The organism is Streptomyces sp. 2114.4, assembly GCF_900187385.1.
In the GTDB taxonomy this organism is placed as follows: domain Bacteria; phylum Actinomycetota; class Actinomycetes; order Streptomycetales; family Streptomycetaceae; genus Streptomyces; species Streptomyces mooreae.
The window spans coordinates 2,302,787-2,316,559 of sequence record NZ_FYEY01000001.1 but is presented as its reverse complement, the minus strand read 5'-3'; the positions used below and the strand labels follow the sequence as shown (position 1 = coordinate 2,316,559).

11 protein-coding genes and 2 pseudogenes are annotated in these 13,773 nt (G+C 71.9%); 3 read left to right on the top strand and 10 right to left on the bottom strand.

Translation table 11 applies throughout. The features are described from left to right. Positions 1 to 107 precede the first annotated feature (107 nt). The 5 genes from CFW40_RS10055 to CFW40_RS10035 form a co-directional block, all read right to left on the bottom strand. A complete protein-coding gene (locus tag CFW40_RS10055; protein ID WP_088797468.1) occupies positions 108 to 761 on the bottom strand; it encodes a DedA family protein in 654 nt (217 codons plus the stop codon). Positions 762 to 1,013: 252 nt separating this feature from the next. Further along, positions 1,014 to 1,478, bottom strand: a complete 465-nt coding sequence (locus CFW40_RS10050; protein ID WP_088797467.1) for a DoxX family protein — start codon at positions 1,476 to 1,478, stop codon at positions 1,014 to 1,016. A gap of 79 nt (positions 1,479 to 1,557) precedes the next feature. Continuing rightward, positions 1,558 to 3,573 carry an FAD/NAD(P)-binding domain-containing protein gene (locus CFW40_RS10045; protein ID WP_088797466.1) on the bottom strand — a complete coding sequence of 672 codons (2,016 nt, stop codon included), beginning with the start codon at positions 3,571 to 3,573 and terminating at the stop codon, positions 1,558 to 1,560. Between the two features lie 217 nt (positions 3,574 to 3,790). Continuing rightward, positions 3,791 to 5,539: an alkaline phosphatase D family protein gene (locus CFW40_RS10040; RefSeq protein ID WP_088797465.1), complete on the bottom strand. Its 1,749-nt coding sequence runs from the start codon at positions 5,537 to 5,539 to the stop codon at positions 3,791 to 3,793. Between the two features lie 147 nt (positions 5,540 to 5,686). Continuing rightward, positions 5,687 to 6,331, bottom strand: coding sequence for an HNH endonuclease family protein (locus CFW40_RS10035; RefSeq protein ID WP_088797464.1), 645 nt, complete (start codon positions 6,329 to 6,331; stop codon positions 5,687 to 5,689). A 209-nt stretch (positions 6,332 to 6,540) separates the two neighbouring features. Here CFW40_RS10035 and CFW40_RS10030 point away from each other — a divergent pair, with 209 nt between their 5' ends. Beyond that, complete coding sequence (locus CFW40_RS10030) at positions 6,541 to 7,299, top strand: ABC transporter permease (RefSeq protein WP_088797463.1); 759 nt, start codon at positions 6,541 to 6,543, stop codon at positions 7,297 to 7,299. A 226-nt stretch (positions 7,300 to 7,525) separates the two neighbouring features. Continuing rightward, positions 7,526 to 8,107: a TMEM165/GDT1 family protein gene (locus CFW40_RS10025; protein ID WP_088797462.1), complete on the top strand. Its 582-nt coding sequence runs from the start codon at positions 7,526 to 7,528 to the stop codon at positions 8,105 to 8,107. Positions 8,108 to 8,197: 90 nt separating this feature from the next. On the opposite strand, the gene CFW40_RS10020 is transcribed toward CFW40_RS10025, so the two are convergent. From CFW40_RS10020 to CFW40_RS10005, 4 genes and pseudogenes are all read right to left on the bottom strand, one after another. Then, positions 8,198 to 8,860, bottom strand: a complete 663-nt coding sequence (locus CFW40_RS10020) for an HAD-IA family hydrolase (RefSeq protein WP_088797461.1) — start codon at positions 8,858 to 8,860, stop codon at positions 8,198 to 8,200. Between the two features lie 270 nt (positions 8,861 to 9,130). Continuing rightward, complete coding sequence (locus tag CFW40_RS10015) at positions 9,131 to 10,219, bottom strand: peptidoglycan-binding domain-containing protein (protein WP_256331528.1); 1,089 nt, start codon at positions 10,217 to 10,219, stop codon at positions 9,131 to 9,133. A 359-nt stretch (positions 10,220 to 10,578) separates the two neighbouring features. After that, complete coding sequence (locus CFW40_RS10010; RefSeq protein WP_088802008.1) at positions 10,579 to 11,103, bottom strand: GNAT family N-acetyltransferase; 525 nt, start codon at positions 11,101 to 11,103, stop codon at positions 10,579 to 10,581. Between the two features lie 67 nt (positions 11,104 to 11,170). Then, positions 11,171 to 11,281: pseudogene (locus CFW40_RS10005) on the bottom strand (antibiotic biosynthesis monooxygenase); the annotation flags it as partial. 26 nt (positions 11,282 to 11,307) lie between these two features. Here CFW40_RS10005 and CFW40_RS36610 point away from each other — a divergent pair. Next, positions 11,308 to 11,580: a hypothetical protein gene (locus CFW40_RS36610; RefSeq protein ID WP_143034575.1), complete on the top strand. Its 273-nt coding sequence runs from the start codon at positions 11,308 to 11,310 to the stop codon at positions 11,578 to 11,580. Between the two features lie 1,735 nt (positions 11,581 to 13,315). On the opposite strand, the pseudogene CFW40_RS37960 reads toward CFW40_RS36610, so the two are convergent. Next, a pseudogene (locus CFW40_RS37960) lies at positions 13,316 to 13,506 on the bottom strand (aminoglycoside phosphotransferase family protein); the annotation flags it as partial. Between the last annotated feature and the right edge of the window lie 267 nt (positions 13,507 to 13,773).

The window sequence follows — 13,773 nt, the reverse complement described above, 5'->3', positions numbered from 1 at the left end:
GGGCGGTGGCCGGTGGCCGGCGCGTGGCGGTCAGTCCAGGCCCCCTCCCGGTCTGTCGGGCTGTTGGCCTGTCGGTCTCCGGGTCTGCCGGCCGCGCATCGTCCCCGTCAGTCCGCGGCCCCGTGTTCCGGACGGCGTATCAGGAAGGCGGCCGCGGACCCGGCGGCGAAGAGGGCCATCACGGAGAGGGCGGTGCCCACCCAGGACGTGCCGAGCCATCGCCCGCCGAAGTAGCCGAGGCTGACGCTGTAGGCGGCCCAGGCGAGGGAGGCCAGGGCGGACCAGGGAAGGAACTCGCGGACCGTACGGTGCGCGACGCCGGCCCCGAGGCTGACCACGGAGCGCCCGGCGGGTGCGAAGCGGGCCAGGACGACGATGCCGCCGCCGCCTCGCGTCAGCGCCGCGCCGAGTCGTTTCTGCGCCGCCGTCAGGCGGCGGGAGCGGCTGACGGCGCGGTCGAAGCGGTCGCCGCCGCGCCAGGCGAGCCGGTAGGCGGCCAGGTCGCCGAGCACCGAGGCGGTGGCCGCGCACAGCATCAGGGAGAACATCTCGGCCGGGTGCGTACCGGTGTGGACGGATGAGGTGACGTCGACACCGCCCACCGCCTCCGCCGCGGTGCTGGTGCCGGCGGCCGTGGTGGCCGCGGCGATCACCAGGACTCCGCTGGGCAGGATCGGCACGAACACGTCGAGCACGATCGACAGACTGACGATCACATACACCCAAGGGGTGCCGCTGAGGGACCCCAGCTTCTCCAGCAACGCCCTGCTCCCGGTCCGAACCCGCCGCGACGTCGCTCGGTGCGGCAGGGGCGGCCCTACAGCCATACAGCGTACGCCTGGGCTCCGGGGAGGTCCGGCGGGGGTGGACGGGCGCTGTCCGTGGCCCGTACGGCGCGGCAATGCCGCACCGCCGGTACCGCTGAGACGCCGCGCGGCCCGTACGACGGAGATGCCGTACGGACCGAGGGGGAGGGGCGGAGCCGGGGTCCGCCGGCTCCGCCGGTGCGTGCGTCAGGCGGCGGAAGGCTCCTGGCGCGCGGTCGAAGGCTGCTCCTGCCGGCCCTCGCCGAAGAAGACCCGGTCGAGTGCCCACGTTCCGGGGCCGGAGAAGAAGATCAGCAGGAAGGCCCAGCAGAACATCACGGAGGCCTCGCCGCCGTTCTGTATCGGCCACAGCGCGGAGCCCTGGTGCATGGAGAAGTACGCGTACGCCATCGAGCCGGAGCTGATGAACGCCGCGGGGCGGGTGCCCAGGCCGAGCATGACGAGGATGCCGCCCGCCAGCTGGATCACGGCGGCGTACCAGCCCGGCCAGGCGCCGGTGGGGATGGTGCCGCCCTGGCCCATGGCGCCACCGAGGACGCCGAAGAGGGAGGAAGCGCCGTGGCAGGCGAAGAGCAGGCCGACGACGATGCGGAAGAGCGCGTGCACGTGCGGGGCTGATCTCTGGATGAGCGAGGACACGGGCGTGGACATGTGGGGACTCCTACGGTTTCTGGGGACGAGGTAACCGCCGGAGACAGAGGTTAGGGACACCTAAGCAGTGCTTGCAAGTTCAACTTCTGGCCGAATCGGACCTTTGGCTGGAAACCGCCGCGCCGGCCACGGTGACCGCGCCCGTCCCCGTCTTTGTTCGCCTGGCCGCGCCCTCCCCCGTGACCGGGTCCGACCCCCTTCCCGACCCCGTTCCCGCCCCCGTCACAGCCGCCCGCAGTGCCGCCCGTGCCACGGCGTCCGTGTCCGCCAACGTGACCGATCCCACCCCGGGACGGGCCCCGGCCGCCGTCACCCAGTGCACGCCCTCCGTGGGCACCCCGACCGCGAAGCGCCGCGGGTGGCGCGCGCCGTCGGCCGCGACGAGGTGGTACGGGCTCGGCGACACATCGAGGCCGCCGGTTTCGTAGCCGTCCGCGGTGTGCGGCCGGCAGCCGCCCTCGGCCAGCAGCCGGGCCAGCAGCGGGTCCGCGGTGTGCCGCAGACCGGGTTCCGGCAGCCGCGCCTCGATCAGCGCCGTCGCCGTCACCTCCGAGCCCGCGACGTCCGGCGAATGGGCCGTGAAACCGGGCCCGCGGCCGTCGGCGCCGCCGAGCCGGACGGTCATCCGGGGGCCGATCACCTCCAGCACCCCCGCCTCGATCAGCGCGGTCATCTCCTCGATCCGGCGCCGCGGCGGCCCGATGGACAGGAACGCGTTGAGCGGGGTGTACCAGCGGTCCAGGTGCCGGTGGCGGGAGGCGCCGGCCAGCCCGCCGTGGTCGACGATCTGCCGCAGCTCGTTGCGCAGATCCCGCAGCACGTCGAGGGCCGCCTTGAGCGGGCCGGACACATTGTCCTGCCGGGCGTGTGCGACGTCCTGGCGCAGATGTCCCAGCAGCCACTCCCGGAACGCGGCCCGGTCGGCGAACGACCGCTCCGCGTGCGGCCGGGCGACCCGGTCCCAGTCCCAGCGATCGGCCGGTGCGATCCCGGAGGCGTCCAGGGTGGCGGCCTCGTCGGTGCCGCGGTGTGCGTTGCTCAGGAAGCGCTCCCGGAAGCGGCGGCGCGGCTCCCCGCCCGCACCGCGCCGCCTCAGCAGCGCCTCGTAGTAGACCGCTTCCACCTCCTTGGCCACCAGGGGCCAGACCTCCGTCAGGAAGTCGGGCGGATCGCCGGAGTCCGCGCGCTTGCGGAAGGCCGCTATCACGTCCGGCGTCAGCAGCAGCGGCAGATGACGGCCGTGCGCGCCCTTCGCGTTGTCGCCGCGTGCGTGGTACGGGATGCCACGGCGGGAGCCCGCGTACAGCCGTGGCTCGCGGCCGGACGGCAGATAGGTCAGTGCCCCGTCCCCGCCGTTGACGAACCGGCCGCCACGGGCCGTGGTCAGCAGTGCCATGTGATCGAAGAAGTTGAGACCGAGACCGCGCAGCAGTACCGGGCGGCCCGGGGCCAGTTCCGCCAGAGGGGCGGAGAGATCGGCGGGGTTGGCGGGCGGGAGGTAGTGCAGGCCGTGCCCGGCGGCGTAGTCGGCCAGGCGCTGTTGCTCGGGGCCGGCCACGGCCGGCAGATGGCCCTGGGCGAGCACCACCGCCCCCAGCCCGTGCAGCGTCCGCCCGTCGTCGAGGGTGAGCGACTGCGAGCCGTCGGCGGCCTCGGCCAGGTGCACCGCGCGGGCCCGGTGCACCACCACCGTCACCTCGTCGGGAGCGGTGCGCACGGTACGGCCGAAGACCCACTCCAGATAGCGGCCGTACAGCGCGCGCCCCGGATAGTCGTCCGGGCCGACCTCACAGCCCTCCCAGGCGTACAGGCTCGGCCCGGTGCGTATCGGCCCCGCGCACTCGACGCTGTTGTCCGTGAAGAGCGTGACCTGCGAGGCCACGGTGTTCATCAGCAGCTCGGGGGGCTGGGCGGTGCGCCACACCTGGCCGGCGCCGGGCGGGGCGGGGTCGACGACATGGACGGTCAGCCGGGCGCCCGGGGCCAGTTCGGCGGCCGAGGCGCAGATCCGCTCCAGCACGCTCGTCCCGCGCGGCCCCGCACCGACGAGGGCGAGAGCGGGCCGGGGCTGGCGGTCGAGATGGTCGGCGGCCAAAAGGGGCTCTCCCTGGGGCGGCGGACGGCCGGCCGCGCGGGCGCGGCCGCCCGAGAGTGCGGGCGACGGGCAAAGGTGCGCCCCATCATCACCGCCCGATCCGCCGTTGCAGCACCCGGGGGTGGGCAAAAAATACGCCGGAACCCCGGGGTGATCGCCCGGCCGCCCCGCCCTGCCGGACACCCGCCGAACGGCTACCGGAACCGGAGCGTCCGGATCATCCGGCCTTCGGTCGTTCGGTCCCCGGGGCACGCCCGCCCGCACCACCCGATTTCCCGGCAACCCGCGCATCGGACAACGCCGCCCGCCAGACCGTGACGAGCCGGACGCCGCCCCGCTTCTCCCGGCGGGCCTGGTCCAGGGCGAGGCGCGCCGTCCGGCCCGCCAGGGTCAGCGTCATCAGCTGATTGCCGAACCACGGGCCGCCCGTACGCCGCCACTTCACCGCCGGCCGGGTCAGCCGCCCGTGCCGGGCCAGCAGCTTCCCCAGCCAGCGGCCCGACCGGCTCCAGCCGAAGCGGAAACCGGCCTGCAGCGAGCCGGGGATGCTGTTGTGAACGGGGGAGCAGGTCAGTTGCAGCACCCGGCTCGTGGGGTGCGGTCCGGCGCCGCGCCAGCGCGGCTCGGCCACATAGGCGTGGTGCACATCCCCGGACAGCACACAGACCGTCGCCGGAGCGTCCGCGCCGCCACCGGCCTCGGCGATCAGCTCGGTGAGCGCGGTGAACGAACCGGGGAAGGCCGCCCAGTGCTCCAAGTCGGCGCGCTGGCGCAGGAATTCGCTCCTGCGGGCCCAGCGGGGGCCGCGCTCGCCGGCGCACAGCGCGGCGTTCCAGCCCTCCGCGGCGTGGATGAGATGCGGCAGCAGCCAGGGCAGCGAACTGCCCAGCAGCAGATGGTCGTAGCCGCCGCGCCCCTCCAGCACCGCCTGCCGCAGCCATTCGCCCTCGGTCTTGTCGAGCATCGCGCGGTTGCTCTCGTCCAGCACGCGGGTGGCCCGGGTGTCGATCATGACCAGCCGCACCCGGCCGAAGTCGCGGCGGTAGCTCCAGCGGGCGCAGGCCGGATCGGCATCCGCGCCGGCCGCGAACTCCCGCACCGCCTCCGTCGCGTCCGGCACCGCCCGCACCCGCGCGTACAGCTCGTCGGCGGCCAGCTCGGCGGGCGAGAGATTGCCCAGGTGCTGGTGGACCCAGTACGACATCAGGCCGCCGAGTATCCGCTCCCGCCACCAGGGGGTCGCCCGCATCCGGGCCACCCAGGCCGCCGAGGTGTTCCAGTCGTCGATCACATCGTGGTCGTCGAAGATCATGCAGCTGGGGACCGTGGACAGCAGCCAGCGGACCTCCGGGTCGAGCCAGGACTCGTAGTAGAGGTGGGTGTACTCCTCGAAGTCCGCGACCTGCTTCCAGGGCGGCTCGCCGAGGTCGCGGCGGCCGGCCAGCACGCGGGCGGTCGCCTCGGAGGTCTGGTCGGCGTAGACCTGGTCGCCCAGCAGGAGCAGCACGTCGGGGCGCGGCCGCCCGGGATCGGCGGCCAGCGTGGCGGCGAGGGTGTCCAGGGCGTCCGGGCCCACCGGGTCGTGCGCCGCGTTCGAGGGCGTCGCCGACCAGCGGCAGGAGCCGAAGGCGAACCGCAACGGCTCGTCGGGGGAGGCGGGCAGCGTACGGATGGCGCTCGCCGGGAAGCGGCTGCCGGGCGGCGGCCAGACCTGCTCCCCGCCCTCGCCGGGAGAGGCGTCCGGCTCGTCCAGCAGGACCTGGTAGGGCGTCTCGGTGCCGGGGGTGAGGCCGGTCACCGGGACCAGCGCATAGTGGTGCCCGGCCACCTGCCAGGTCCGTTCCGCGCCGGCCGTCCCGTCGTCGCAGCGGATGTGCACCACGCACGGCTCATCGGTCTCCACCCACACCGTCGCACTCCGTGCGTCGACGTAGCGCAGCAGCGGCCCCAAGCGCAGTCCGGCCATCGGTGTCTCCCCACTCGTCGTGGTCAGAGGATAGGAGCACACCGGGCGCTGCGGGGGGCCGGGGCGGCGGCGCGCCCGCCGGCCGGCGGTTCCGGCCGGGGCGGGCGCGCAGGACCTCTCCCGCGGGCCTCCGCGGGACCGGGTCGCTCAGCAGCCGTCCAGGATCTTCTTCAGCGCGGCCTTCTCCGCCGAGTCCGCGGTCATGCCGTACTCATGCTTCACCGACACCCACATCCGGGCGTACTCGCAGTGGTACGAGGCCTTCGGCGGCAGCCACTTCGCCGGGTCCTTGTCGCCCTTCTCCTGGTTGAGGTTGTCGGTGACGGCGATCAGCTGGGAGTGCGTGAGGTCGTTGGCCAGCTCCTGGCGGCGCGCGGTGGTCCACTGCGCGGCGCCCGACTTCCAGGCCTCCGACAGCGGTACGACGTGGTCGATGTCCAGGTCGGCCGGGTCGGTCCAGGTCGCGCCGTCGTAGGCGGAGACCCACTTGCCGCTGGTCGTCGTGCAGCTGTCGTCCTGCTTGACGTCCGTGCCGTCGCGCTTGAGCACCACTTCGCGGGTGTTGCAGTTCTTGCCCTGGTCGATCCAGTGCGGGAACTTGTCGCGGCTGTAGCCGTCCTGCGGGCCCTCGGGCTGTTCCTTGATCTGGGTGAGGTACGTCCGTGCGGTGGCCGCATCCGGCGGGCTGGGCGGTGCCGCCTGGGCGGTCTGGCCGCTGAGTGCCAGTGTGCAGACCAGCGCCGCCGCCGATCCCGCGGCGAGGGAAACTCGACGCGCGTAGACCTTTTTCATCGAAACTCCCGGATTGTGGGGGGAAGTTACCGTGCGGTGCCGCCTCATCGTGGCGACGTGGGGTTTCCACGAGATGGGCACCAGGTAACAGAGTGGCGACATGCCCACGTCAGTTCAAGGGGATCTGACGGGGCACCACAAATGCATCACGGCACTCCGGTTGACCTGCTCCCGCGTGTGCGCCCCGGTCGCCGCCTTACAGTGAGCGCGTGCTGCTGCCGGTCAACGTCACCCTCGGGGTCGTCCTCGCCGTCCTGCTGGCCGCCGCGGTGGCCGTTGCCGCGCTGGCGCGCCTCGGCCATGCGCGGGCCATCGCCGTCGCCGGACTGCGCGCCGCCGCCCAGCTCGCCGCCGTCTCCTACCTCATCGGCTGGGTGGTGCACGCCCTGCCCTGGCTGCTGAGCTTCCTCGCGCTGATGTTCGCGGTGGCGGTGCGGACCGCGGGCCGCCGGATCACCCGGAACCGCACCTGGTGGTGGGCCGCCGCACCGATCGCCGCCGGGGTCGTCCCGGTCGTCGCTCTGCTGCTGCTCACCGGTCTGGTGCCGCCGCGCGGACTGACCCTGATCCCCGTCGCGGGCATCCTGATCGGCGGCGCGCTGACCGCCACCGTCCTGGGCGGGCGGCGGGCACTGGACGAGCTGACGATGCGGCACGGGGAATTCGAGGCGGGACTCGCGCTGGGGCTGGCGGACCGCGAGGCCCGGATGGAGGTCGCCCGCCCGGCCGCTTCGGACGCTTTGCTGCCGGGGCTCGACCAGACCCGGACCGTGGGATTGGTCACGCTGCCCGGAGCCTTCGTCGGCATGCTGCTGGGCGGTGCCTCCCCCGTACAGGCGGGCGCGGTGCAGCTGTTCGTGCTGGTCGCGCTGTTGGCGGTGCAGGCGGCGGCCTGCGCGACGGTGCTGGAGCTGGTCGCGCGCGGACGGCTGCACCGCGTACCCTTGACGGCAGCAGAAGGGGAGTAGCTCTCTGCCGGACCGTCGACATACTGCCCTCCCGTTGCCCGCCCGCCCTTCCAGGCGGAGCGCCTGACCGGCGCTGGGACGACGGGGGAGCCGGCGCCCGGAGCCAGGTACGCACGCGTACCGGGCCAGCGAGACCTTCGGCCGCAGTGTCTGACGCTGCCGTGCCGAAGCGACCCCTCTCCCGGGCCCCTTTGGTGCGGCCCGACCGATCGAGGTATCCCACCCCGTGTTCAGCCTTACCGTCGCCGCAGTCGTCTTCGGCGTCGTCTTCCTCGCCGAACTACCCGACAAGACCGCCCTCGCCGGCCTGATGCTCGGCACCCGCTACCGCGCCTCGTACGTCTTCGCCGGCGTCGCCGCGGCCTTCCTGGTGCATGTGGCGCTCGCCATCGCCGCGGGCAGCGTGCTGACGCTGCTCCCGCACCGCTGGGTCCAGGGTGTGGTCGGCGTCCTCTTCCTGGCGGGCGCCGCCGTGCTGCTGTTCAGGAAGGACGACGACGAGGAAGAAGTGAAGAAGCCCGCCGACCAGAGCTTCTGGAAGGTCTCCGGGGCGGGTTTCATGATGATCCTGGTCGCCGAGTTCGGTGATCTGACGCAGATCATGACCGCCAACCTCGCGGCCCGTTACGACGACCCGCTCTCGGTCGGCACCGGCGCCGTCCTGGCCCTGTGGGCGGTGGCCGGACTGGGCATCCTGGGTGGCCGGACGCTCATGAAGTACGTGCCGCTGAAGCTCATCACCAAGATCGCGGCGGGTGTGATGCTGGTACTGGCGGGCTTCAGCCTGTACGAGGCGGCTTCCGGCTGAGCCGTGTGCGGGACGGGGCGGGCGGGGGCTCCCGGTGAGTGCTCCCGCTTCGCCCGCTCGTCGCTCCGCGTTTCTCGTCCGGCGAGGGGCTCAGACCGTGAGATGCACCGCGATCATGCCGTCCGCCAGCGCCTCGACGCGGATGCCGGTGAGGTCGCGCACCTGCACGGTGGGGGCGAAAGCGGCAGCCCGGTCGCCGACGCCGACCACCCGCATACCGGCCGCCCGGCCCGCCTCGATGCCCGCCTCGGAGTCCTCGAAGACCAGGCAGTCCTCCGGCGCGTAACCCAGCTCGGCCGCGCCCTTGAGGAACCCCTCCGGGTCGGGCTTGCTGGCGCTCACGCTCTCCGCCGTGATCCGCACGGCGGGCATCGGCAGCCCGGCCGCGCCCATCCGGGCGTCGGAGAGCGGGATGTCGGCGGAGGTCACCAGGGCGTGCGGGACGGTGGCGAGGGCGGCCATGAAGGCGGGCGCGCCGGGTACCGGCACCACGCCGTCCGTGTCGGAGGTCTCCTGTGCCAGCATCCGGCGGTTGTCGGCCAGGTTGAGTTCCATGGGACGGTCCGGCAGCAGCGCGGCCATGGTGGCCCAGCCCTGCCGGCCGTGGACGACCTTGAGGACCTCGTCCGCGTCCAGCCCCTGCTCGTCGGCCCAGCGGCGCCAGCAGCGCTCGACGACCGCCTCGGAATTCACGATCGTGCTGTCCATGTCCAGCAGCAGGGCGCGGGCGGTGAGCGTGGTGGTGGCCGGCATCGGCGGGCTCCTGGGCGCTACGGGCATACGTACGGATGGTGCCGCGGTATGCGGACGGTCATACGGATGGTGCCGCCGCTTGCGGACGGGTCATGCGGACGGTGCGGATCGCACGGTGAACACAAGTGGCTCCGCCCGCCGGTCAGGGAGTGCGGGCGGAACCACTTTGTTTCTTCACGATACAAAACGCATCCGGGTGCCGACAACCGGGCCTGGTCAGCGCCTCGCGCCGGGGCCGGTCCACCGGGTCAGGACGGGGCGCCCGCCAGGTCAGGGCGGGCCGCCCGTCGGCTCGCGGGTGCGGGACTCCAGGGACGCCCGGGTCGGCGCGCCGTAGACGCCGTCCGGGTCGCCCGTCACCCCGTAGGCCCGCTGGTAGCGGGATACGGCGGCCCGCACCGCCGTGCCGTAGCGGCCGTCGTCCGGGCGCGCGTAGAAGGCCAGCTGCCGCAGCCGCTCCTGCAGCTCGGTCACTTCCGGGCCGGCCGCCCCTTGGCGCAGCACGAGCGGCCCCGTGGGCGGGGCGCTGGGGACGGCGCTCCCGGGGGAGGGCGTCGGGGAGCGGGTGACGCTGCCGGCGGCCCGGGTGGGAGCGGGGGCCGGTGCCCCGCCGGACCGGTAGCGCTTCCCGCCGGCCGTGGGGCGGGGGATGCCGGTCGCGCCCGGCGACGGCGAACGGACCGCGGACCGGGAGGGGGCGGCGCTGCCCCGCGCGGGGGTGGAGGCGTCGCCGCTGGGGAGGCCGGCGCTGGGGGAGGCGGTGCCGCGGTCGGGCGCCGCCGCCCGGTCCCGGGGACCGACGGACAGGGCATCGGTGGTGATCAGGACCGCGGCGGCGGCCAGCGCGGCCCCGGCGGCCGCGAGTACGGCGGGGAGGGCACGCCGGCGGCCGGGAGTGGCGGGGGAGGCGGAGGCACCGGCGGGTGCGAAGCCTTCCGCGGGTACCGGGCCTTCCGCGGGCGCGAAGCCTTCCGCAGCTACGGAGCCTTCCGCGGGTACGGGACCTTCCGTGGGCGCGAAGCCTTCCGCAGCTACGGAGCCTTCCGCGGGTACGGGACCGTCGGCCCGGTGCACGGCGGCGTCCACCCCGGGTAAGTCGTCCAGCCGGTCGCCCCGGCTCGCAAAGAGGGTGTGCGACCCGCCGTAGACCTCCCGCGCGCCGCTGTACGCACCCTCGCCCTCGCCCCCGTCCCGGCCCGAGCCGTCACCGGTGTCCTCCTCCGCGTCGCCGGGCAGTGACACGTACGGCCGAACGCGCAGCGGATCAAAGTCGTCCGCATCGACCGCCGCACACAGACAGGCCGGCCGGCCGTCGCCGCGTACGGGCGCGGAGCAGTGCGGGCACAGCGGTGCCGTCACGAGCGGTCCCCTCCCTGGAGGCATCGAACCGGCAGCGATTATCCAAAGAGCGCCCCCGTTCGCGCAGGCGCTCGAAGACATCCGTACGGCATACCCCGGGTGTCCCCCGGACGGCCCCGGATACCGGACGCCGTCCGGCGCGCCACATCCGACCGAACCGCCCAGGATGGGAGGAGCTCGAAGGGCGCTCCGCGACGGAAAGGGCGAGCCGTCTGACCTGGCGAAGTGAACCTGCCCGAAGCCGAGTTGACGGCTCGGGGCCGCCGACTCGACGGCTCAGGCCGCCGTCGGGGCCGGCGCCTGGCTGATGCGTGCGCACACCCGTCACGGAGTTGACGGCCCCGGAGCCTCCCGGCCGGTCAACGCCCCTCGTCCAGCCGCTTCTCGAAGAAGACCTCCGCGTACGGGTCCTCGTGGTACGGATCGATCTCCACGAAGCCGTGCCGCCGGTAGAGCGCGACGGCCTCCACCAGATCCCGCCGGGTGTCCAGCCGGAGCCGCTCGGCGCCCAGCTGAGCCGCGACCCGCTCGGCGGCCGTGAGCAGCACGCCCGCACCACCCCGGCCGCGCCGGTCGGCCCGTACGAACATCTGCTTGAGCTCCGCGGTCCGTGCGTCCAGCATCCGCACGCCGACGCAGCCCGCCGCCACCGCGCCGTGACGGGCCACCAGCAGCCTGCCGTGCGGCGGCGTCAGATCGGTGCTGGGGTACTCGGCCACCCCCTCGTCGATCTCCTGCGGAGTCGAGCGGCGGCCCTCGTGCAGGACGAAGTAGCGGTCCGCCACCTCGGTGTAGTACTCGCGCAACAGCGCCTCGGCATCCGGCGAGCCGACCGGCTCCGCGGAGACGGCCCAGGGAAGGCGGAGGGCGGCGGCGTCACTCATGCCGTCATTGTGGCGGCCGGTGCGGCACATGGCGCAACGGTTTTCCGGGTGACGCCGCCGAGAGCACTCACCCCTGCTTCGGGCCGGTCTGCTGCACCACCTCGAAGGACCACAGGGTGGACCCGGACGCGGCAGGCTTGGGCCGCTCGCCGCCCGCGGTGCCGCCCTGCTGGTGCGCCCAAGCCGCCATTCAGCTATAAGGCGGTGGCCGACGGCGAGCAGATTCCCAGCCGCCTCTGGCATGCCAACTTGCGGACAGTCGGTGAGAAGCATGGAAATGAAGTCACCTACCACGTGGAAGTTCAGAAGCGGTACGACTGGGGAATTCCCAGCGAACACCGCAAAACTCAGGAAGCATTTGGCGGACCGTTCAAGATGTCATTGGAGCAGGCGGATCTCGCGCACCTCAACACCACTGGACTGGGCCGGGACTTCGATGTGAAAGGGAGTTCAGGGCAGATGAGGACAACAGTATGAAACCTCTATACGTTGGCCGTCACACGGGTAATCCGCGGGAGCCACGGGATCCGAATCGCTCGAAACAGTCTGCGCCTCAGATGAGGAAAGGGCGTCTCGCCGCCATCAAGCGACACAAGGGCGCAAAAATAGCATTTTGGGTAGGAATGTTCGCCTGTCTTGTGTTTTCGCTCGTGGTGATCGCGGGCCTTGTCCAGGGCTATTACGAGATGGGCCATCCGCCCGGCGGCTGGTGTCAGGACAATTCCCCCAAGTGTGTGAAGCCCTGACCAGGGTCAGCCTGGCCGGTCTGGCAGATATGGGGCGCACGCTCGCGCCCATGTCGCATGAGCTGGCCAGGACGAACCTGGTCTTCCTTTCCGGGTCTGTGAGATGGCGGCGCGTACGGCTGCACCTTGACGCAGCCGTTGATGCAAGCGTGGTGGTCAGTCTCTGCTGAATGGCCGGATCTTCTCGGACTCGCGGCCGCCATCTGCTGCTACAAGCGGCTCGACCACCTCACGGAAGGCTTCCGCTCTGCCTGGGGCGCGGCGGAATCGCCGAGTGGTTCCGTCACCGCGCATCGGAACCCGGTGTGTCCGGTACGCCCTGCATGCCGCAGGCACCACACGTCCTGCCCCTCGGCTTCATCCGCCGCACCCGAGTTGTCACCGCAGGGCATGCACTCCTGCATGCAGATCGGTCCGCTGCCCGAGGTGCCGACCATCAGGACCCAGTCGGTGAACCACCAGACCGACCGCGCCGGCGTCACCGGAGCTCCCGGTCACCGCGCCAGACCGCCAGCTCATCCCGGTACTCACACGCAGCGGTCGCCCCGATTTGAAGACCAGCGTTAAGGTCGGCTGGCCTGCTCCGCGCTGGCCGGAACGCATCGCCTTCACCTCTCGTCGTTCGCCACGCAGACTCACTACGTCGCCGCGCCGCACGCGCGCTGCCAAAAGGCGTCCCATTGCCACGCATCACCCTTCATTGCCTGCCGTGTCAGATCGGCACGCTTGCCTTGTGGATGCGCGCGCCGGCCCTTCAGCCGTCAAGGGAGCGTGAGCCAAGGGGCCGCGCCCGGCCAGACATGGTGGTGCTCCATGCCTGGCAGTGGGCCCGCCCGCGGCCCTACAAGGTCGAAGCGGCAGAACACTGTTCTTCCCCCCGCCTCTTCCAGCGACCCCCACAAGGTTGTCCGCCAGCACCCGAACGATCTTCAGATCCCGCCCAGAGTCAAATAGCGCCGCCTTGGGCGGATTGCTCACCAGCTCAGGGAAGGAGGTCTCCCCGAGTGAGAACATCGGTGGGGAGGAGTTCTCATCGGTCACCCCGAGGAAAGCCACTTGGGTCATTTCGTGAGAGTGACATCGAAACGGCGAGGAGCAGCCGGCACAGCCAGGCCGTCGTCAGGAACAGCGTGGTGGACCTCGTTGCTCACAAGCCCGGACGTGCAGAGCATGACATCGTCGACGAGAGCAACCAAAGCCCAGTCTTCGAGCGCTGAGCGGACCATCTTTCGCGTTGCTTGCACGGTGTTCGATGACTCCGCGAACACGGTCAGCGCTCGGAACTGCTCCACTGCGTGGCGCCATATGGAAGAGCCATGACCCACGGCCTCAAGGCCGAGCGAACCACTCTCCGAACGCCCATCGTATTCCCTCTCGTTACCGACAGCGCGCCCTCGCTGCCGTGAGAACAGTCAAGGGCAGGCCGGGCGGAAGCGGGAGTGTTCACCAGGGGGTTCACGTGAACACCACTCTTCCCGACGGGCCACGCGCACGATCACCGGCGTCGACGCTAGCCGAAAGAGTCCGTTCTCCCCGAAGCGGATCAGCTTCGCCCCTCTATCTTTGAGCCCCGCAGCTCGGCACGCGGCAGCCATCACCCGCGCCGCTCCCGCCGATGTGGACCCCTCTTCCGACCCCTAACAGCATCAACTGCCATGCCCGAACCAGCTCCCTAATCGCGCGCGATCAACCGGCACACGCTATGGCGACCAACCTGCCTGTGCCGGACACACCAGACGGTACCCACCAACAAGCTGCGAAGCGACGAGACGGCGCACCAGCCAAATCCAGCCATCTGGCGGACGGTTCGCACGAAGTCGGGGACACCTGGAACCACGGACTCCTAGGATCACAGCACGGGGCGAGAAGGAGTATCACGTTGCTGTCGGCTGGAATGTTTCGAGGCATCACTGATCTGAGTGGA